The sequence below is a fragment of the Mycoplasmopsis lipophila genome (genome assembly GCF_045276895.1).
GTDB classification, from domain to species: domain Bacteria; phylum Bacillota_I; class Bacilli_A; order Mycoplasmatales; family Metamycoplasmataceae; genus Mycoplasmopsis; species Mycoplasmopsis lipophila.
Genome location: NZ_CP174165.1, coordinates 590,414 through 611,154 on the forward strand (window position 1 = coordinate 590,414; position 20,741 = coordinate 611,154).

Annotated in this window: 22 protein-coding genes and 1 tRNA gene; 9 read left to right on the forward strand and 14 right to left on the reverse strand. The window is 22.9% G+C overall.

Annotated elements, in window-relative coordinates:
- Positions 1–6: 6 nt before the first annotated feature.
- The 6 genes from xseB to ACJA27_RS02605 all read right to left on the reverse strand — a co-directional run bounded on the left by xseB (position 7) and on the right by ACJA27_RS02605 (position 3,405).
- Entirely contained in the window at positions 7–204 is a 198-nt protein-coding gene (gene xseB / locus ACJA27_RS02580) for an exodeoxyribonuclease VII small subunit (protein ID WP_406617747.1), read from the reverse strand.
- A complete protein-coding gene (gene xseA / locus ACJA27_RS02585) occupies positions 198–1,058 on the reverse strand; it encodes an exodeoxyribonuclease VII large subunit (RefSeq protein WP_406618303.1) in 861 nt (286 codons plus the stop codon). The genes xseB and xseA overlap by 7 nt, the downstream gene beginning before the upstream one ends.
- A complete protein-coding gene (locus ACJA27_RS02590; protein ID WP_406617748.1) occupies positions 1,055–1,486 on the reverse strand; it encodes an exodeoxyribonuclease VII large subunit in 432 nt (143 codons plus the stop codon). The genes xseA and ACJA27_RS02590 overlap by 4 nt, the downstream gene beginning before the upstream one ends.
- A gap of 15 nt (positions 1,487–1,501) precedes the next feature.
- Entirely contained in the window at positions 1,502–2,416 is a 915-nt protein-coding gene (locus ACJA27_RS02595) for an HpyAIV family type II restriction enzyme (RefSeq protein WP_406617749.1), read from the reverse strand.
- Positions 2,417–2,615: 199 nt separating this feature from the next.
- Positions 2,616–2,969, reverse strand: coding sequence for a hypothetical protein (locus ACJA27_RS02600; protein ID WP_406617750.1), 354 nt, complete (start codon positions 2,967–2,969; stop codon positions 2,616–2,618).
- Positions 2,962–3,405, reverse strand: coding sequence for a hypothetical protein (locus ACJA27_RS02605; protein ID WP_406617751.1), 444 nt, complete (start codon positions 3,403–3,405; stop codon positions 2,962–2,964). Before ACJA27_RS02605 ends, ACJA27_RS02600 begins: the two co-directional genes overlap by 8 nt.
- A gap of 186 nt (positions 3,406–3,591) precedes the next feature.
- Between ACJA27_RS02605 and rplJ the strand changes: the two genes are divergently transcribed.
- Together rplJ and rplL are read left to right on the forward strand one after the other, a co-directional pair.
- Positions 3,592–4,089: a 50S ribosomal protein L10 gene (gene rplJ, locus ACJA27_RS02610; protein ID WP_406617752.1), complete on the forward strand. Its 498-nt coding sequence runs from the start codon at positions 3,592–3,594 to the stop codon at positions 4,087–4,089.
- A gap of 29 nt (positions 4,090–4,118) precedes the next feature.
- On the forward strand, positions 4,119–4,487 hold the full coding sequence (gene rplL / locus ACJA27_RS02615; protein WP_406617753.1) for a 50S ribosomal protein L7/L12: 369 nt from the start codon (positions 4,119–4,121) through the stop codon (positions 4,485–4,487).
- 578 nt (positions 4,488–5,065) lie between these two features.
- Here the strand turns inward: rplL and ACJA27_RS02620 are convergent.
- Positions 5,066–5,157, reverse strand: a tRNA-Ser gene (locus ACJA27_RS02620).
- An 82-nt stretch (positions 5,158–5,239) separates the two neighbouring features.
- Between ACJA27_RS02620 and ACJA27_RS02625 the strand changes: the two genes are divergently transcribed.
- The 5 genes from ACJA27_RS02625 to ACJA27_RS02645 are packed head-to-tail and all read left to right on the forward strand — an operon-like array spanning position 5,240 to position 10,358.
- Positions 5,240–7,222, forward strand: a complete 1,983-nt coding sequence (locus ACJA27_RS02625; protein WP_406617754.1) for a DHH family phosphoesterase — start codon at positions 5,240–5,242, stop codon at positions 7,220–7,222.
- Positions 7,203–7,658 carry a 50S ribosomal protein L9 gene (rplI, locus tag ACJA27_RS02630; protein WP_406617755.1) on the forward strand — a complete coding sequence of 152 codons (456 nt, stop codon included), beginning with the start codon at positions 7,203–7,205 and terminating at the stop codon, positions 7,656–7,658. Before ACJA27_RS02625 ends, rplI begins: the two co-directional genes overlap by 20 nt.
- Positions 7,648–9,069 carry a replicative DNA helicase gene (gene dnaB / locus ACJA27_RS02635; protein WP_406617756.1) on the forward strand — a complete coding sequence of 474 codons (1,422 nt, stop codon included), beginning with the start codon at positions 7,648–7,650 and terminating at the stop codon, positions 9,067–9,069. The genes rplI and dnaB overlap by 11 nt, the downstream gene beginning before the upstream one ends.
- A 1-nt stretch (position 9,070) precedes the next feature.
- A complete protein-coding gene (locus ACJA27_RS02640) occupies positions 9,071–9,682 on the forward strand; it encodes a DUF21 domain-containing protein (RefSeq protein ID WP_406617757.1) in 612 nt (203 codons plus the stop codon).
- A 55-nt stretch (positions 9,683–9,737) separates the two neighbouring features.
- A complete protein-coding gene (locus ACJA27_RS02645) occupies positions 9,738–10,358 on the forward strand; it encodes a CBS domain-containing protein (RefSeq protein ID WP_406618304.1) in 621 nt (206 codons plus the stop codon).
- 39 nt (positions 10,359–10,397) lie between these two features.
- Here ACJA27_RS02645 and topA read toward each other — a convergent pair whose 3' ends face one another.
- From topA to ACJA27_RS02660, 3 genes are all read right to left on the reverse strand, one after another.
- Entirely contained in the window at positions 10,398–12,245 is a 1,848-nt protein-coding gene (gene topA / locus ACJA27_RS02650) for a type I DNA topoisomerase (RefSeq protein ID WP_406617758.1), read from the reverse strand.
- Between the two features lie 101 nt (positions 12,246–12,346).
- Positions 12,347–13,477: a tRNA uracil 4-sulfurtransferase ThiI gene (gene thiI, locus ACJA27_RS02655; RefSeq protein WP_406617759.1), complete on the reverse strand. Its 1,131-nt coding sequence runs from the start codon at positions 13,475–13,477 to the stop codon at positions 12,347–12,349.
- Positions 13,455–15,068 (reverse strand): hypothetical protein, encoded by a 1,614-nt coding sequence (locus ACJA27_RS02660; RefSeq protein WP_406617760.1) that lies wholly within the window; start codon positions 15,066–15,068, stop codon positions 13,455–13,457. Before ACJA27_RS02660 ends, thiI begins: the two co-directional genes overlap by 23 nt.
- Positions 15,069–15,261: 193 nt before the next feature.
- Here ACJA27_RS02660 and rpsD point away from each other — a divergent pair, with 193 nt between their 5' ends.
- Entirely contained in the window at positions 15,262–15,861 is a 600-nt protein-coding gene (gene rpsD / locus ACJA27_RS02665) for a 30S ribosomal protein S4 (RefSeq protein ID WP_406617761.1), read from the forward strand.
- 12 nt (positions 15,862–15,873) lie between these two features.
- Positions 15,874–16,098, forward strand: coding sequence for a 50S ribosomal protein L31 (gene rpmE, locus ACJA27_RS02670; protein WP_406617762.1), 225 nt, complete (start codon positions 15,874–15,876; stop codon positions 16,096–16,098).
- A 31-nt stretch (positions 16,099–16,129) separates the two neighbouring features.
- Here rpmE and ACJA27_RS02675 read toward each other — a convergent pair whose 3' ends face one another.
- The 4 genes from ACJA27_RS02675 to lysS all read right to left on the reverse strand — a co-directional run bounded on the left by ACJA27_RS02675 (position 16,130) and on the right by lysS (position 20,735).
- Positions 16,130–16,897 (reverse strand): ABC transporter ATP-binding protein, encoded by a 768-nt coding sequence (locus ACJA27_RS02675; RefSeq protein ID WP_406617763.1) that lies wholly within the window; start codon positions 16,895–16,897, stop codon positions 16,130–16,132.
- On the reverse strand, positions 16,872–17,918 hold the full coding sequence (locus ACJA27_RS02680; protein ID WP_406617764.1) for a FecCD family ABC transporter permease: 1,047 nt from the start codon (positions 17,916–17,918) through the stop codon (positions 16,872–16,874). Before ACJA27_RS02680 ends, ACJA27_RS02675 begins: the two co-directional genes overlap by 26 nt.
- Positions 17,899–18,846 (reverse strand): ABC transporter substrate-binding protein, encoded by a 948-nt coding sequence (locus ACJA27_RS02685; RefSeq protein WP_406617765.1) that lies wholly within the window; start codon positions 18,844–18,846, stop codon positions 17,899–17,901. Before ACJA27_RS02685 ends, ACJA27_RS02680 begins: the two co-directional genes overlap by 20 nt.
- 422 nt (positions 18,847–19,268) lie before the next feature.
- Entirely contained in the window at positions 19,269–20,735 is a 1,467-nt protein-coding gene (gene lysS, locus ACJA27_RS02690; RefSeq protein ID WP_406617766.1) for a lysine--tRNA ligase, read from the reverse strand.
- Between the last annotated feature and the right edge of the window lie 6 nt (positions 20,736–20,741).

Below are 20,741 nucleotides of genomic sequence, written 5' to 3' on the forward strand. Positions count from 1 at the left end.
AAAAATCTATTCTTTTGAATTATCTATTTCAACAATCAATTTGTTAACTTCATCAAGAATTTTTTTACCTTGCTCTACATATTCAATTCCTTCCTTAAATTTTTTAACAGCTTCATCTAAAGGCAAATCTTTTTGTTCTAAATTTGAAACAATTTTAGTCAATTCTTTTAAAATCTCATCAATAGAATTATTGTTTTTTAACATAATTTTTTCTCCTTTTTATCCGTTACAGTGGTATTTAAAATTCCATCTTGTAAATTTATTTCTAGATTTTGATTTAGCTTTATATCTTTTATGGATGTAATGATTCTTTTATCACTTGTAATCATTCCATATCCTTTTTTCATTATTTTTAATGGACTTAAATTATCTAAATAAGCACAAAGAACTAAAAAATTATTTTGTTTATGCTTTATAAGATTATTTATATTATTTTTTAAATCTTTTTTAAGGTTAGTTAATTGTTCTGATTTATATTGACAAAGATTTATAAAATTAGTAATTAACTGCTTTTTATTAACATTTATAAATTCAATAGAATTTTTAATTTTTTCATAAGGATTATGTTTATTGATTTCATTTTGTAAAATTAGAAAATGTTCTTTTAAATCATTAAAAGTTTTTTGAAACAAAGATTTAATTTTAATTTTAAAAAAATCTAAAGTTTTACCAATTTCATCTTTATTAGGGACAATTAAATTAGCAGCTTCAGTAGGAGTAATAGCTTTAGCATCAGAAACTAATTCCGCTAAAGTTGTATCTGTAGAATGACCTATAGCAGTCAAAATTGGAATTTTTGAATTGTGGATTGCTTCAACTATTTCCATTGAATTAAACGAATTTAATTCTTCAAAAGATCCGCCACCACGTGAAATAATAATTGCATCAACACTTTTGTTTTTATTTATTTTATATATTTGGTCACAAACATCTTTTTTGGTGCTTTCTCCTTGCATAATCGATGGAAAAACAATTATTTTAGCTGATGTATATCTTTTTTCTATACTTTCTAAAATATCTTTTAAAGCAGCGCTTTTAAGAGCACTTATTATTCCTATTTTTTAGGAAATACAGGCAATTTTTTCTTTTTAGTTACATCAAAATAACCTTTATTTTCAAGTTCAATTTTTAATTTTTGAAATTCTAAAAATAGTTTTCCAATATCATTATTTTCTACATCAATAATGTTAATTGAATATTCGCCACGAGGAATATATAAAGAGATATTGCCTTTAACTATTATGCTATCTCCTTCTTTTGGAATATAAGATATTTTTTGAGAGATTGAATTTCAAATAGTTCCTTTTATGCTAGCTTCTTTTCCTTTTAATTCAAAATAATAATGACCTTTTTTATCTTTCGAAACTTTTAATACTTCACATTGCAATTTTAAATTGTTTAAAAAATAATTTCCTTCAAGATAATCTTTTAAATATGAATTTAATTCATCAATGGTTCATATTTTTTTATTGTTTTCTTTATTCATTTTTATTCCTGATGTTTATTCCCGATGGTTTTTATTGTAATTTATTAAGTTGTTTTTATATTCATCTTCATCTTTACTTTTAGATTTTATTTCTCTTAAATCAAAAGCTTTTAATAAATTAGAATTGGGATTTTTATCATCAAAAATCTGAGTTCTAATTTGTTTATAAGTTTCATCATCGCTATTAAGTTTTTCTCAACTTGTATTTGATAGATTGATTAAAACTTCTAATGCTTCCGGATCTTTGTCGAGATTTATATTTACAAATAATTCTTTAGGTTCAACTCGTTTAATATTTTCTAAATTATGAATAGTTTCTATTCATTCATTTTCAATATTCATAAATCTATAAAATTGGTCGCCATAAAAAATATGGTATACAATGTTTTCATTTTGTTTTTTCTCTACAACATTACAAAAATAATCTTTATTGACTTTATATTCATCATCCATAAATCAAATAAATGCATGAATTTTATAATCTGAATTTTGTTTTTGATATAAAGATGCTTTATCTATAAATTTTTCAAGCATTTCATTTGCTTTTTTATAACTATATATGTCTCTATTTTTTTGGTCTATTAAATAAATTATTTTATTTTCTTCATTTTTAAAAATGTGATCAAAATTTACTTTTTTTTCTAAATATTGATCTTTTTCTTGATCCACTAAAACAATATATTTATTTTTATTTTCTAATTCTTCAAATTTTTGTTTTTTAAGTTCATCACTAGTTAGTGATTTTAAAAATTTATTAAAAGCAAATTCTTGTGATCTTAATGTTGATTGTTTAATTTTATTAATTAAGTTAATAGGATTAAAAATTGACTTAAATCTATATGGTGTATCTATAATTTTATAAATAATTTTTTTATGAATACCTCTATTTACATTTTCTTTAAAATTTATTTTAAATGAATCAAAATCCATATTTGTCCCCTTTTTTTCTTGAAATAATTTATTAAATGATAATATATTAAAAATTTAGTAATACTAAATATTTAAAAATAGATCCTTTAAAGTAAGAATCTATTTTTAAAATTTCTTTTTAACTTTTTAATTAGAATTCATATTATTCATTTTATCTTCTAATATATGTTCATCTTTTAGTTTTTCTTCTTCTAATTTTTTAACCATTATAGCTGCTATAAGACCTAAAATATTTGTTAATACCTAATAACATTAAAATAAAAATTGTATTTTGTTTATTATTATCCAAATTTACTAAGATAAATATAGCATATACAAGTAAAAAAATTGACATTATAATTACTGATATAGCAAGTAATAAAAATAAAATTTCTACAATTAATATCGGTATAGAGCTTGTAAATGTTATTCCTGCATTAGGATTATATGAATTAACAGCAAAAACTATTATAGGAATTAGTAATATAAAAGCAAAAAAACTTAAAACAATATTTGGAATTCAAAATTTGATATATTTATCAGCATATTTTTTTAATTTTGATAATTTAATCATTATTTTCCTTATCATTTTTAGGTGTTGTTAATGCATAAATTTTATCCTTAAATTCTTGATTTTCATTATTTTTTTCTTCTGTAATTGGTTCTTTCATTTTAATAATCATTATTGCTGCTACAAAAGTAAAAATACCAAGTAAAACAATTCCGAGTATTAAGAAAACAAAAATTGTAGTATTTCAATCTTTTTCAAAATTAATAATCATTAAAATATTTAATACAAAACAAGAAATAACTAAACCAATATAAGGTCATGAAAATATAGAAGCTATATTTCTTCAAGTAGAATTAACTTCTTGAATGGGCTGCCTTTCTAAAATAGCTATAATTTTTGGAAAATTTATAGCAAAATTTATGATACTAAAAATAGTTATTATTACTCAAATGGGAATGTAAGATTTTGCATAACTTTTTAATTTTTTAAATTTGGTCATTTTATCTCCTTTTAATATACAAATTATATTAAAGTAAGCTATTTTGTATTACAATTAGATTAGCAATACATAAAGACAGTAACGGTTTATAACTTAATAATGTTACCTAATGTATGTTACTTTTCTTAAGTCATTTGACTTCTTTTGTTTGTATTGCTTTACTTAATATTTATGAAAGGAGACTTAATGCATTTATCTGCAAATAAACTAGCTAAAAAATCATTAGTTAAAGAAATTGAAGAAAAAATTAAATCTTCACAAGCTATTGCTTTAGCAGAATATAAAGGTTTATCAGTTGCTGAATTAAAACAATTGAGAATTGAAGCTAAAAAAATGGATGTTGAAATTAAAGTATTCAAAAACCGTTTATTTAAATTAGCAATTAAGAATGCTAAAATTGATGGTTTAGATGATTTCTTAGTTGGACAAAATATTTTTGCTTTTAGTAAAAATGATGATTTATCAGCTGCTAAATTATTATCTAAATTTGCTAAAGATAATAAAATGTTAGTTATTAAAGCTGGTACATATGAAGGCAAGGCTATAGATGCTAAAGGTATTGAAGCAATTGCTGCTTTACCAACTTATTCAGAAGCACTTACAATCCTTGCTCGTTCAATGATGGCTCCATTACAACAATTATCTCTTTCACTTAAACTTTATAGTGAAAAAGAAGAACAATAATTTATTTATATTTTGAAAGGAAAATTATTATGGCTAAATTAACCAAAGAATCATTTATTTCTTCTTTAAAAGAAATGTCAATTAAAGAAGTTATGGAATTAGTAGAAGCAATGAAAGAAGAATTTGGAATTGATCCAGCTGCTGCCGTTGCCGTTGCTGCCGCTCCTGCTGCAGCTGCTGAAGAAAAATCAGAAGTTACAGTTATCATTAAAGGAGACGGTGGTAAAAAATTACAAATCGTTAAAGTTGTTAAAGATTTATTAAACTTACCTTTAATGGAAGCAAACAAATTAGTTTCAAATCTTCCAGCCGTTGTTAAAGAAAATATTAAACCAGAAGAAGCTGAACAAATTAAAGCTACTTTAGTTGAAGCTGGCGCTGAAGTTGAAATTAAATAATTAAATTCAAAAATAAAAAACAAGTCATTAAAAAATTTGACTTGTTTTTTATTGCTATTTTTTACAAATGAATAAAAAATACCCATTTTTGTTAATTTTTTCTCTTTTTTAAGATTTTATAAATAAATACACATATATATAAGTGAAATAACTAATATTCTAAAAAGTAGGTTTTTATAAATAAAAATAAATTAAATAAAACAAGCGTTTTTAAAGAAATTTCTAAATATGTGATGTTGAATACTATATGATTAATATTAAAGAAAAAGGGCTTACAAGATTTATTATTGATTGTAGGTGAAATAAACTAAAAATAGTAGAACCTCCAAAGGAGACTAATATGACGGTTGGTAATTTAACAATTTAAAAATTAACTAGTATTATTAAAACTATTCTTAAAGAAGAAATTTAACCTATTGATAAACATTTGATAAATATTGAAAACAATATTAAAATGCTTAAATCATTTGATATTGAAGATATAAAAAAGTATAAAAACCATAAATAAATTTAATAAATCAAATTTATTTATACAGGTTAATTGCATAATAATATTATCTAAAAAGTGTATAAAAAAATGGCGGAACAGAGAGGATTCGAACCTCCGCGGGTGTTACCACCCCTACAGTCTTAGCAGGACCGCCTCTTCGACCGACTTGAGTACTGTTCCACACAATAATATTTTAAATTATAACAATAAAAAATAAGTATATTTCATATTTAAATATATTAATATTTATAATATTAATATTATGACAAGAAAACAAAGACTTATTACTTACATAATGTTGTTTGTAACTTCATTTTTAATGATTTTATTTTCAATGACAATGTTTTTTATTAAATTACTACATAATGAATATGAAAAGTTTTTAACAATTATCATTGCTCTAACTTTTATTGTTTCTATTATTATTTTTATTATTTCCTCTTATTATATGATTAAGGAATATTTATATAACCAAAAAGTAATAAAAAAATCTTTTAATAGTTACATAGATAACATTTTAAGTAAAAGTTATGTAGGTGTTTTAATTTTCAATAGCAATCAACAAATTTTGTGATGTTCAAAATTTATGAAAGATCGTTTTGGAAGAGAATGAGTCGGTAATAATCTAGATGATTTTCTTAAAAATATTAATTTAGAAACTCAAAATGATGTTTACAAATATGAGTTCAAATATGATAATAGTTTTTATGAAATGGAAATCTTTTCTTCTGATAATTGTTTATTAATTAAAGATATTTCAATAGAAAAAGGAATTATTGAAACTTATAATCAAGAATTACCTGTATTAGGTGAATTAGAAATTGACAACTATCAATCATTACAATCATCATTATCAGAAGAACAACTTTTTATAGTACAAAAAGAAGTTATTTCGATATTAGATAATTTAATGACTAATTACAATTTAATTTACCGTCAATATACTAATGGAAAATTTATTATCTTAACTAATGATGAAACCTTAAAAAAACTAGAAAAATTAAAATTTGAATTTTTTAATTCTTTACCTAATATCTTAGGAGAAAATAATAGTATTATTTCGGTTTCTTTAGGATTTGCCAAGGGATGAAATTTATTAAATAAGAAAATTCAATTTGCTAAAAAGGCATTATTGCAATCTCAAAATAGAGGTGGTGATCAAATAACTATTTTTTCTGATAATGAACCAGTTAAATACTATGGTACCTCTTCTGAAATTTTAGCTGATATTAATAGAACAAAAATTAAAACTTTTACTGAGAATTTTAAAAATAATTTACTAAGACCTGAAATAAATAAAGTTATTATATATGGACACCAAAATGCTGATTTAGATGCTATTGGTTCAGCTTATGGAATTTATAAAATTGTTAAAGACTTAGGAAAAGATGCTTATATTTGTTCTAGTACTCAAGACTTTACTACTAAAAATGCTATTTCTAGATTTTTAAAAGATATTGATACATTTATTATTAAACCTCAAAACGCCGCTAGAATAACTGATAAAGATACTTTAGTGGTTTTAGTTGATAATTCACAACCAGATAGAACTGATTTTCCTGAATGTGTTGTAAATGTTTCACCAAATAATGTATTCATTATTGATCATCATCGTCAAGGAAGATCCTTAGATTTTTGTTCCAAAAACAATGCCTATATTGATTCAAATGCTTCCTCAGCAGCTGAAATCATTACAGAAATGATAATGTTTTTAAATGTAGATTTTAGAACTAATGCCATTTTGGCACAAATGCTTTTAAACGGAATATATTTAGATACTTTACAATTTCAAAAGAAAGTTTCTTCTAGAACTTTTGAAGCAGCAGGTTGATTAGAAAATAAAGGTGCTATTAGTTCATTAGCTTCAGAAGTTCTTAAAATAGATAATGAAACATATAAAAAAGTTTTAGAAATTTTAGATAATTTAAATGAAGTAAAAAAAGGTTATTTTTTAGCATATAAAGATATTCCTGTTTCAAATGATATTATTTCTATTGCTTCGGAAGAAATATTAAGAATATCAGGAAGAAAAGCAAGTTTTGTTGTTGCTAAAGAAGAAAAAACTAATAACTATAAATTATCAGCACGTGGTTTAAATACAAATGTTCAATTAATTTGTGAACAAGTTGGAGGAGGTGGCCATTTTGGAACAGCGGCTGCTTCAACAAATGAACCTTTAGATGTATTTATTGATAATATAATTCAAGCGATTGTGAGTGAAAAAGATGAAAGTAATATTAATTAAAGATTGCAAAGATGGAAAAGCAAATACTATTATTGAAGTTTCCGATGGATACGGACAAAACTTTTTAGTAAATAAAGGTTTTGCAGTTCCATTTAATGAAAATACTAAAAAACAATTAGACAAAAGATTAGATTCTTTAGTTCAAAATGAAATGGAAATAAGAAAAGAAGCTTTAGAATTAAAAACTAAAATTGAAAAAGAAACTCTTAAATTTAATTTAAAGGCCACTATTGATGCTAACCATAATCAAATTATTCATGGATGTGTATCAACAAAAGAAGTTATAAAACAATTAAATTCATTAGGTTATAAATTAGATAAATATGCTGTGCAAAATATACGTTTAGTACAAAGCGGAGTGCATTTAATTGATGTTATCTTATATAAAGATATTATTGCAAAATTAAGATTGGAAATAATTGTTGATGAAAAATAATGAACCTATAACTAGTAATAATAGTTCTTCAAAACATGCTAATAAAGAAATAGAATGAGCAGTTTTAGGAATAATAGTTGTAAATAATGAATATATGGATTATGTCCAAAATTACTTACTAGAAGAAGATTTCTATTTTTTAGAAAATAGACAATTTTTTTCTATTCTTAAAGAAATAAATAATAAAAATGAAACTATTAATGAGCATCGTATTTTAAACCTAGCAAAAGAAAAAAATTATACTTTCTTGAGTCCTTCATATTTATCATTTTTAATTTCTAATTCTGGTTTTTCTTCAAGTTTAGATGATTACATTAAAGAATTAGTAAAATTAACTGGATTAAGAAAAATTGAAAATGGGGTTCAAAAAATTTTAAATGATTTAAATACCAATAAAAATATAAATGATCAAACTTTAATTACAGAATTAAATGAACTTGTTAATTCTGGTTATCGTTCTTCAAATGACAAAGATTTTATTAGTGCTCATGAAGCAGCAAATAATTATCTTAAAGAACTTGAAGAAAGAAGAAAAAACGGAGATAATATTTTAAAAGGGTTATCAACAGGTTTTCAAGATATTGATAAAATTACTTCTGGTCTAAGCAATGGAGAGTTAATAGTTATTGCTGCTCGTCCTGCAATGGGAAAAACTGCTTTTGCCTTAAATATCGCCTCTAATGTATCTAGAAAAAAACATCGTGTTGCTTTTTTTTCTTTAGAAATGAATGCTAAAGATTTAATTTCTAGAGTTATTAGTTCTATTACTGAAATAGATGGAACCAAATTAAAAAATCCTTCTACTCTTTCAGAAAATGAATTTTATAAATTACAAGCAACTAATAATGAAATTATTAAAGATATGAATTTATTCATTGATGATTCTTCAAATAATGATTTAGAAGCTATTAAATGAAAATGTAGAAGATTACATAAAATTAATCCTTTAAGTTTAATAGTTATTGACTATTTACAATTAATTTCAATCAAAGAAACTAAAGGTGATAATAGACAAAATGAAGTATCAAAAATTTCTCGAGGATTAAAAGTATTAGCTAGAGAATTAAATATTCCTATTATTACTTTAAGTCAGCTTTCTCGTTCTGTTGAACAAAGAGAAAATAAAAAACCTTTAATGTCAGATTTAAGAGAATCTGGAGCTATTGAACAAGATGCTGATATTGTAACTTTTCTTTATAGACCTGATTATTACAAAAAAAAAGAAGATCCGAAATCTATAGAATTTGGACAAGAATTTGGTTCTCCTACATTTGTTATTTTTTCAAAACATCGTAATGGAGCAACAGGATCAGTTATTTTACTATTTAAAATGAATAATAGTTTATTTAAATCGGTACCTGAAGATTGAAAAGAAGCGATTGATAAATTTAAAAATATAGATGGAGATTAAAATGCAAGTGTATCAGTATGTAATTTTTGTTGTTATTTTTGCTATTTTAATTCTATTTAGTGCAATTTTTTCAGGTCTTGAAACTGCTTATACAACTTTAAATACCGCAAAAATTGAAACTATGATTGAAAATAAAGTTCGTTTTGCTAAGTTAATTGCTAGACAACATAAATTTTTTAATCAAACTTTATCAACTTTACTAATTGTTAATAATTTAGTAAACATCGCTGCTTCAACTTTATTATCTTATTTTTTAAGTTTGATTTTTAAAGGTAAGCATAATGAATATAATGTTTTAATTTCTACAGGAATTATGACTCCTATTTTGGTGTTAATGGGTGAAATTTTACCTAAACTTTTAGCAAAAAATAATCCTAAACTTTTTGCTCAATCTTTTGCTTGACTACTAGAAATATTATTTTATGTGTTTTTTATTTTTACTTGACCTCTTAAAAAAATAGGAAAAAAAATCTATATTACCAACTCAGAAGATGAATTAAAAAGTATTTTAGATATTGCTCAAAATGAAGGGGTTTTAGAAACAAATGAATCTTTAATGGCACAAAATGCTTTAGATTTAGATAGTACCAAAGTTAAAAAAACATTATATTAAAATTGAAGATACTGACTATATTCAAGCTAATGATAATATTAAAGAAACATTAGAATTATTTAAAGAAACCAATTATTCTCGTTTACCAGTTCAAAAAGATGGACAATTTATAGGAATAGTCCATCTTAAAGATATATTCTTTTTAGAAAAGGGTAAAATCATCAATTATTTTAAACCAATTCCCTTTATCTCTATTAATATTTCCCTTTCTAACGCTTTAGAAAAGATGAGAAGTGCTAAAGCCCAAATGGCTTTTGTAACTCAAAATAATAACACTCAAGAAGTTATAGGTATTATAACTATTGAAGATATTTTAGAGGAAATTGTAGGTGAAATATATGATGAATATGATGAAGATGAATATAAAAAGATTTTTGAAATTTCTCTTGAACTCTTCCACATAATGGGTAAAACTAAAATGAAAGAAATAATTAAACAATTAGAATTAGATTTAGATTTAAATAAAGAAGAATTAAATTTAACATTAACTAATTGATTAGTTTCTAAAATAGGACATAAAATTAAAAAATCAAATAAATTTACTTATAATGACATAACTTTTTCTGTCATTGAAATGCCAAATGATAAAGTAAATGATTACAAATTTGAAGTTGAATTAGGTTATAAAACTGAATTAGCAAATAATTCTACTAATACTAATGAACTAAGCAATTAAAAATTCAAGTGTTTCACTTGAATTTTTAATTTAAACTTTTTATTTTTCACGATATTTATTAAAATCCATAAATTTCTTATTGTTGAGCGGTTCAAGATGTTTACATTCTGGATAATTAGGACATCCAGCAAAATATCCATAACGGGATCTTTTTTGAACTAAATGAACATGACAATTAGGACACATACCTTCCAATTCAATGTCTTGCATTTTTGTATATTCCATAGTTTGTGTTGCATCAAACAAAGTTGTTTCGAAACGATCATAAAAATCTTGCATAGTAGCAAAAATATCTAAATTACCTTTAGCTATCATATCTAATTCTTCTTCAACTTGAGCTGTATATTTTTCATTAATGATATTAGAAAAACTAAATAGTAATTTATCCATCACAATTTTTCCAAATTCAGTAGGAACCAATGAACCATTTTGATTTTCAACATATGTACGATCTAAAATAGTTTTTACAGTAGTAGCGAAAGTAGAAGGTCTGCCAACTTTAATTTCATCCAAAGCTTCAATTAAAGAACCTTCAGTATATCTAGCAGGTGGTTTAGTTTGACAATTTTGAAAATCATAACTTAAAACTTTAACTTTTTGATTTAAAGATAAATTGGGATCTACATCATTTTCAAATTCTTTTTTAACTACATAATATCCATTAAAAATAATATTACTTATAACTGCTTTAAAATCTAAACTATGTTTTTTAAATAAATAAGTTTTATTACTTCTAATGGGTGGATTTATAAGAGATTGTAAAGTGTGTTCATAAATTAGTTTATAAACACCATAATCATGAATGCTCAAATTAAATTTAGCTTTTGCCATTTCAGGTGTTAAACTAATATCTGTAGGTCTAATAGCCTCATGAGCATCTTGATCACCTGCAAAACCTTTTATTTCCTCTAAAATATATTCTTTTCCTCATTTATTTTTAATATATTCACGTGCTACTTTTAAAAAACTTTCACTAAGTCTAGTACTATCAGTACGAGGATATGAAATAAGTCCGCCATCTCCATAACCTTCATATAAATGTTGAGCAGAAGTTTGAGTAATTCTAGAATTAAAAGGTGATTTTTTATATAAAACTGCTTGTTTTAAAGGAGTTAATATTCCTAATTTTTTTTGTGATTCTTTAATATCAACTACTTGCATTTCTAAAGATGGTTCCTTAGAAATTTCATTTTTAACATTTTCTAATTCATTAGGTAAAATTCATTCTCTTTTATCTGAAGAATTTTTAGGATTAATGTAATTAACTTCTAAATTATTTTCTAATTTAGCACTTAATTTATTGTATTCTTCAGGAATGAATTTTTCAATTTCTTTTTCTCTATCTATAGTTAATTTTAATGCTATAGATTGAACTCTTCCAGCACTAGGCATAGTAGGAAAATTAGATAATTTTTTCTTCATTAATTGAGATAATCTAAACCCAATAATTCTATCTAGCATTCTTCTAGCTTTTTGTGCTTTGATTAAATTTTCATCAATTTGCCCTGGATGTTCAACAGCATAAATAACTGCATCTTTAGTTATTTCATTAAATTTAATTCGACAATAATTTTTACATTTTAAAAATTTAATTAAATGTTCACCAATTGCTTCACCTTCACGATCCGGGTCAGTTGCAATATAAATCATTTGTGATTTTTTAACTTTTTCTCTTAATTCTTTAACAACATTTTTTTTAGTAGGATCTAAAACATAGTTAGGTTCTCATTTTTCTAAATCAATACCTAACCCATGTTTACCATTTGTAGATAATTTAGTTATATGACCTACTGAAGCCATTACATCAAAATCTTTACCTAAATATTTTTTTAAGGTTTCTACCTTGTTTGGAGATTCGACAATTACTAATTTACTTGTATTTTCCATATTAATAATTGATATTATCACAAAAAACTATACTATGAAATAATTTTTATTTTTTTGTTATTAATTTTTTTAATTAAAAAAGCAAAAAATATTTTTTTGATCTATATTTTAATATTTTGGATTTTATCTTGAATACATTCGTTTTCTAATTTTTTTAAAAGGTCTAATTCTTTTTCTAAAACTAAAACATCTTCTAATTTAGGTTTAGTTACAGGTTCTTTAGGCGCAAATAATTCACAAGTTTCATTTGCTTTTATAATAGAAATATCAAAGGTTCCAATTTGCTTTGCTAATGAAATCGTTTCTTCTTTATCATTAGTTAATAAAGGCCTAAAAATTTGCATATTGGTAGCATTAGAGATTGTTGTTAAACTTTCTAGTGTTTGAGAAGCGACTTGTCCTAAATTATCACCATTTGAAATAACTTTAATTTTATATTTATCAGCTATTTGTTCTACTATTCTATAAAACGATCTTCTCATTAAAGTTATTTTATAAGCTGGTTTAGAAACTAAAGCAATATAATTCATTAAATGTGAATAATCTGCTAAATGCAATATTGAATGATTTTGATATTTATTCAAAATTTTTACAATAGCATATAATTTGTCAATAGTTTTTTGATCAGTTTGAGGTGGAGTAATAAAACTTAAATATTCAACTCTCATTCCACGTTTCATTAGTTTAAAAGCAGCAACGGGAGAATCAATTCCACCTGATAAAAGATGCAAAGTTTTACCAGCAGAACCTACTGGTAACCCTCCCAATCCTTTAATATATTTTGTAAAAATATAAACATTGTTTTTTCTAATTTCTATATAAAAGGTTTGATCTGGTTTATGGACATCTACTTTTAAATTAGAGTTTTTTAATATAAATTCTCCAACTATATTATTAATTTCACTTGAATTTAAATTAAAATTTTTATCATTTCTTCTAGCAGCTACTTTAAAAGTTAAAGATTTTGAATCAATCATTTCTAAACATTTTTGTTTAATTAATTCAATATTTTTTTCTATAACTTCAACTGGAGAAAATGAACTAATTCCAAAAACATAATTTAAATTTTGTATATTATTTTCATTATATTCCACAAACATTCTATCAAATTCAGAAATGGGTTTTTCATTTAAAATCCTAGTTATATTATTAGACAAAATATTAATAAAATCTTGTCTATTTTTCTTTTTAAGAACTAATTCCCCATACCTAATTAGTATTTTTTTGTACATTTATTTTCCTTTTTTTCATAAAATTTGATAATGTTTCATATCCATTTTTATAATTTTTCTTTTTAATTTCTTCATAAGCTAAATTAATAATTTCAATTAATTCAGGATGTTCTTTTTGTTTTTTAATTAATTTTGAAATTGTTTCTTCAAACATATTTTTATAAATTTCATTAGTTTTAATTAATTTATAAGCAGCAGTAAAATAACCTATAAATTTGTTTAATTTTTCTGAATCATAGAAATTAGTTTGATTATCATCTACTTCTTTTTTTAATTCATTAAAACTATTTTCAAAGTTATAAATTAATTCTTCATTAGTCATATTTTTTTCTAACAAATCTCGAGAAGCTAATATATATAAATATCAAAATTCATATGTTTTCATTATCAAAACATTAAAATTTGTAAGTATTTCTTCAATTGAAACTAAATTCATAAATTCATCAAAATGCTTTAATAAAGTTTTAGAAATATTTATAAGCTCCACAATACTTTCAATTTCAGAAGTGTTTTTTTGTAGTTCATCAATAGTTTTATTTTTCTTATCTTTAAATTCTGAAAAAAGTTTTAATAAATCATTTGATTTGGTTTTTCCTTTTGAAAGTACATTATTATTTTGAATTCTTATTTCTATAAAACTATTAATATCATTTATATTTTTTATAAATAAATCAATTTTTTCTTTTGTTCAATATTCTCTTCATATTTTTTCATTTGTTCCTATATTTTTAATAAGGTAAACATTTTGATAAGTATTTTTTAAGTATGCAATAACTTCTTGATAGGGTAATGTTAATCATTTTCATTTAAACTCATTAAATTCTTTTCTTATTTTTTGAATAGTTTTATTATTTGGATTTTGAGTTAAAGTAGTTTGAATTAAACCTTCAAGATTGTAATAAATAGTTCATTCAAAATTAGACATACAATCAATTTTATTAATATAGGTTTTAATTTTATTTTGAAAATCATTTATTTTAGCATTAACATCAATAATTTTATTCGATATTTTTTCATTCTCATAAATATGAATTTCAGTTCTTAATGTATTTAATTCCTTTTTTAAATATAAACAAGAATTTTTTAATTTACTTTCATTTTTATTAATATATTCTTCTAGTTTTACAATAATGTTTAAAACCTTTGTAGATGTTTCATCTATTTGATTTCAATTTTTAATTGTAATTTCTGAAATAGATTTAAATCTACTTTCAAAATCTTGATATGAAGAATAAATAATTTGGATTTCATTGTATTCTCTTTTGCATGCTAATGATTTATATTTTGATTTATTTGTTTTAAATAAATTTATTTTTTCTTTTAATTCATTATTTAAATCTTTTATATTTTCATAAATACTTTTAAGATTTTTCAAATCTTTAGCATATTTGCTTTGATTTTGTGATAATGCTTCATATCTTATAATTGCGATCTTAAACTCTGAATTATTATTTGTTATTTGTTTTTCTATTTGTTTAATTTTTCTATTGTATTCAGATAATTTATAGTTTCTTGCTAGAAAATATAAAATAATCATTGAAATAATAAATAATACAATTATTAGAATTGCTAATATAAACTTAGTTTTCATATTATTTAATTATAAATAAAATATGTTTTTATTGTAAAATATAAGGGCATTATATCAGCAAATAATCATAGTTATTATAAAATGAAAATTTTGTTTTAAAGTTAAAAGTAGATTAGCTGTTTAAATCGAAATTATTAAAATTTTCATTAAATAATTAGAGATTATTAACTTTTATTTTGCAGGAAGAGGTATTATGTCAAGATATACTGGACCTGCTTTTAAAAAAGCACGTCGTTATGGTTACTCTTTTCTAGAATCTGGTAAAGAATTTGCTAAAGGTAAAAAAAGAACTTATGCACCAGGTCAACATGGAAAGAAAAAAGTTAAACTTTCTGATTATGGTTTACACTTATACGAAAAACAAAAAATCAAAAATATTTTTGGTATGAATGAAAAACAATTACGTAAGTTTTTTGAACGTTCAACCAAAATTAAAGGTATTGTAGGTACTAACTTTTTACAATTATTAGAAAGTCGTTTAGATAATTTAGTTTATCGTTCAGGTTTAGCAAATACAAGAAGACAAGCTAGACAATTAGTTACACATGGTCATTTTACTTTAAATGGTCATAAAGCTAATATTCCATCTATGATTATTTCAATCAATGATAAAATAACCTTAAAAGAGGGTTCTAGAAAAAATGTTCAAATTGTTGAAAATATGAAAGATAGAAAACCAGCTAATTGATTAACAGTTAAAGATTTCGTTATTAGTTTTGATAGATTACCTGAAAGAAATGAAATTCATCCAGAAATAAAAGAAAACTTAGTTGTTGAGTATTACTCAAAATAATAAGAGGTAAGAATGAAAAAAGATATTCATCCAGCATATTATACAATTGATGCGGTATGTGTTACTTGTGGTAAAAAATTTAAATTTGGTTCAACTAAGAAAAATATTTCTATTGATGTTTGTTCAGGATGTCATGTAGTTTATACTGGTGATAAAGCTAAAACAAAAGCAACTGGTATGATTGATAAATTTAATCAAAGATTGGCTAAAACTCAAACTAAAAAATCTTCAAAATAACAAAAAAATCTTCATTTAATGGTGAAGATTTTTATTTTATTTTGATATCTATTGACTTATATTCTAATTCATTAGAATAACATATTGAATCTCCATAGATTTTTTGCATATTGTTTTTATTTATTATATCTTTAGCGAATCCTTCAATTTGAATTTGTGAATTATTGATTATATATACATAAGCATTTAATAATAAAGCATGATTTGGTTCATGAGAAGAAATTATAAAAATTTTTTTATCAGCATTATTTTTTATAATGCTTAAAATTTTTTCTTTATTAGCTAAATCTAAGGCAGATGTAGGTTCATCCAAAATAATAATTTCAGAATTTTGAACAAAAGCACTAACAATATTTACTATTTGCTTTTCTCCTCCACTTAATTCATTATAGTTTTTATTAATTAAACTTTCTATTTCAAATTGTTTAGCATATTTTGAAATAATTTCATTTTGTTTTTTTAAAGATTTAATGTTTTGATTATATAAGTTTAATCTTAAAAAATCATTTACTAAAAAATCATTATTGTCATCTGTTAATTGAGAAACATAAGCAATTATTTTTGACTTTTTAAAGTTAGATAATTTTTTTATATTTAGTGTATTTTTTAAAATTATTTCACCTTTATATTTTTTTTCAATACCAGTAATTATTTTTAATAATGTACTTTTACCTATTCCATTTAGGCCTAGAATAAAATTTATTTGGTGCTCAATTTTAAAATTTAGATTTTTTAAAATTTCCTTTTGATATTTAGAATATTTAAAATTTAAATTATTTATTTCTAATATTGGTTCCATTTGTTTTTAACCTTTCTCAAATAATTGTAATTACAAAAATTATTGCCCCAAATATTCCTGTTATTATTGAAATTGGTATTTCAGAACTAGTAAAGGTTCTAGAAATAATATCAGATATAAGCATAAATATAGCACCTCATAAAATGCATAATGAAAATGCCATCAAATAATTTTTACCATTATTGATTTTTTGAATAAATATTCTAACAATATGAGGGATTATTAATCCTACTCAAGAAATGGTCCCCGAAATAGAAACAGAAGTTGCAGTGAAAATAGTTGTAATAATAATAACTATGCTCATAATTAAAAAATAATTTAATCCTTTGGTTTCTGAAGCGTTTTTACCCAATGATAAAAGAGATATAGGTTTTATTAAGAAAAAAACTATTAATATGCAAATACTATTTATAAAAAGAACTGGTAAAACCATTTTTAAATTAATATTTTGTAAAGAACCTAGTAGCCAAAATGTTATGGTAGGTAAGGTAGTGTTTTCATTAGCAATATATTTAATTAATCCAATAATTGAACTAGTTATACTTCCAATAATAATACCTGCTAAAACAAAAGTTAAATTTCCTGTATTTTTATTAAATATTTTTGATAAAAAAATAGTACAAATAACAGTTACAATTCCAAAAATAAAAGACATTAAACTAATTCATAAAATAGGTAAGCCAATTAAAATAGCTAGAATAGCGCCTACACCTGCTCCATTAGAAACACCTAATAAGTTTGGAGAAACAAGTTTATTTTTGAATATTTCTTGAAATAAATAACCAGCTAAACTAAGACTAGAACCAATGATTATTGCTCCTATGGTTCTAGGTAATCTTAAATTTAAAATAATTTTTGATTCATTTTCATAATTTTCTCTTTGAAATAAACCATTTCAAAAATACAACCATTTAAATTTATATCTTCCGGCATATAAAGAAGCAAAAAATAAAAGCAGTAAAACAATTATTGAAAAAGAAAACACTATAAAATAGTATTTTTTAACTTTGGATTTTTCCATCAGGTGATAAACCTTGAAGTATATAGTTTAGTTGTTGATTTGTTAATTCTTTATTAAAAAATAATTTAGATATTTTTTGGATTTCATTTTTTACATCAAAATTAAATAATTCAGGATAAATTTTATTAGCTTGATCATATAAAAATGCAGATGAAAATACATTTAATTGTTCAAAGGGAGTTAAGCCAACAGGAATATTAAAATATTTATTTTCTTTAACAGCTTTTAAATAGTTATGTTTTTTTAACTCTTTTTCTAATTGATGTTGAAAAATTCCTCCTAAAGAAATTAAATCAGGATTTAATTTAATAATTTCTTCAATGGAAGGCTGATTATTTTTAAATTCTTTTCCTAAATATCTTAAATTTAAAAGATTATAAGCATATTCAATAAATGAATTACCATTATCGGTATAGTTTATTCCTCTATTTCTATCACCTCTAATATAATAAATTGATTTTTTAGGTAAATTATTATTTTTGATTTTTTCTTCAATGGTATTAATAGCTTTTTGCATTAATGCTTTTCATTGATTTGCTTTTTCTTTTACTTTTGGATCATCTCAAATTTTGGTTATTAAATCAACATAAAAATAAACGTAATTTTTAAATCCATCTTTATGGTAAAGAGAAATATTGGCGGCATTAATTCCATCATTTTTTCATTGTTTAGTTAAATATTGTTCTGGTGAAAAAACCAAATCAATATTTTTAGATAATAATGACTCAGAACTTTCTTTATATTTTAAACTATATTTTTTATTAATATTTTCATCAAAAATATTTGTTCATGGATTATTTTTAATTGTTTCAAATACTCCAGCAATATTTTTTTCTAGTCCAAAAGCAACTAATAAATCATATGAAGTTCTTGAAATGCAAGCGACTTTTTTAGGATTTTTATTTATAGTAACTTTTTCTCCTAGCATATCTTGTATAGTTATTTTATTTATATTTTTAGTTTCGGGGGGGGGTTGATTTACAACTAAATGTTATTAAAGGTAAAGCAAACAAACCATTAAAAATAATGTTTTTCAATAGTAATGTTTTATTTTTTTTAATTTCTTCTTTTTTCATAATATTATAATTATATTTTTAATTTTAGAAAATTGATTTATTATAAATAAATTTTTTTCTTTATTTAAATTTTTAATGGTTACTAAAGATGAGTTTAAAAAAGAAATTAATAGACTTGAAAACAAAATAGATAATTTGGATAGAAGGGTTCCTAAATTAGAAAGTTTTCATACAAAGGACTTATCATAAGTTACATCTACTTAAATTAAATAACAATATTTTAAAAAACGGATACCTTGTATTTTCTATAAAAAAGATATCTGTTTTTAAAAAATTATTTTTTTATTCTTCTTAAAGTTGGGAATAGTAAAACATCCCTAATTGAAGATTTTTTAGCAAAAAGCATTACTAAACGGTCTATTCCAATTCCACATCCACCTGTTGGAGGCATTCCATATTCTAAAGCTTCAATAAAATCATAATCTATATCACTTGCTTCATCATTTCCACTATTTTTTTCTTCTAATTGACTTTCAAATCTTTCTAATTGATCTATGGGATCAGAAAGTTCTGTATACATATTAGCGTATTCTTTAGTGTTGATAAATAGTTCTGCTCTTTCTACAAAACGAGGATCATCTGCTTTAGCTGTAAGAGGAGAAATTTCAATAGGATGTCCATAAACAAAAGTTGGTTGAATTAAAGTTTTTTCAATTAATTCTTCAAATAAAGAATTGATAATATGGCCTGTTGTAAAGAATTTTTCAATTTTAATATTGTAAGTTTTAGCAATTTCTACAGCTTCTTCAAAAGTAATATTTCTAAAATCTTTTGAAGTTGCTTTAGAAACAGCATCTATCATATCAATTTTATTAAATGGTTTAGTTAAATCAATTTCTATTCCATTATTTATAACGGTTTTAACTTTTAAAGTTTTAGCAATTTCTTTGAATAGTTTTTCAGTTCTATTCATCATGCCTTCAATATTTGAATATGCTTCATAAAATTCTATAGAAGTAAATTCAGGATTATGAGTAGTATCATAACCTTCATTTCTAAAGATTCTTCCTATTTCATACACTCTATCAATTCCACCTACAATTAATTTTTTTAATGCAATTTCAGTAGCAATTCTAAGTGTAAATTCTTGATTTAAAGCATTATGATGAGTAGTAAAAGGTCTAGCTGCTGCGCCTGATAAATAATCACTTAAAATAGGGGTTTCAACTTCCATATATTCTAAATTATCAAAATATGAGCGAATAATTTTAATGATATTAGTTCTTGTTCAAAAAGCTTTAACCGAATCATCATTAGTGATTAAGTCCAAATATCTATGTCTATATTTTTCTTCAACATCAGTTAAACCATGATATTTTTCTGGTAATGGTTTTAAAGACTTAGTTAAAAGTTCAATTTTAGTGGCACGTAATGAAATTTCATTAGTATGAGTTTTCATTACTTCACCTTTAATTAATACAATGTCACCTAAATCTAAAGAATTAACCAATTCACTATATTTAGGGAATGTTTTTTTATTGTAATAGGTTTGAATTTTTCCATGATAATCTTTTACGATTATAAATGGACCTCTTAAACCAATAATTCTTCCAGCAATAGAAACTATAGAAACATTCTTTTCTAAATCTTCACGTGATTTTTTATTAAAGTTTTTAATAATTTCATCACTATAAGTGATTTTTCCTAATTTGTAAGCTTTTTTAAAAGGAATAATATTTTTTAAAGCATAAAAATCTAATTTATTCCTTCTAGCTTGTTCTTGATCAGTATATTTATTCATTTTTAC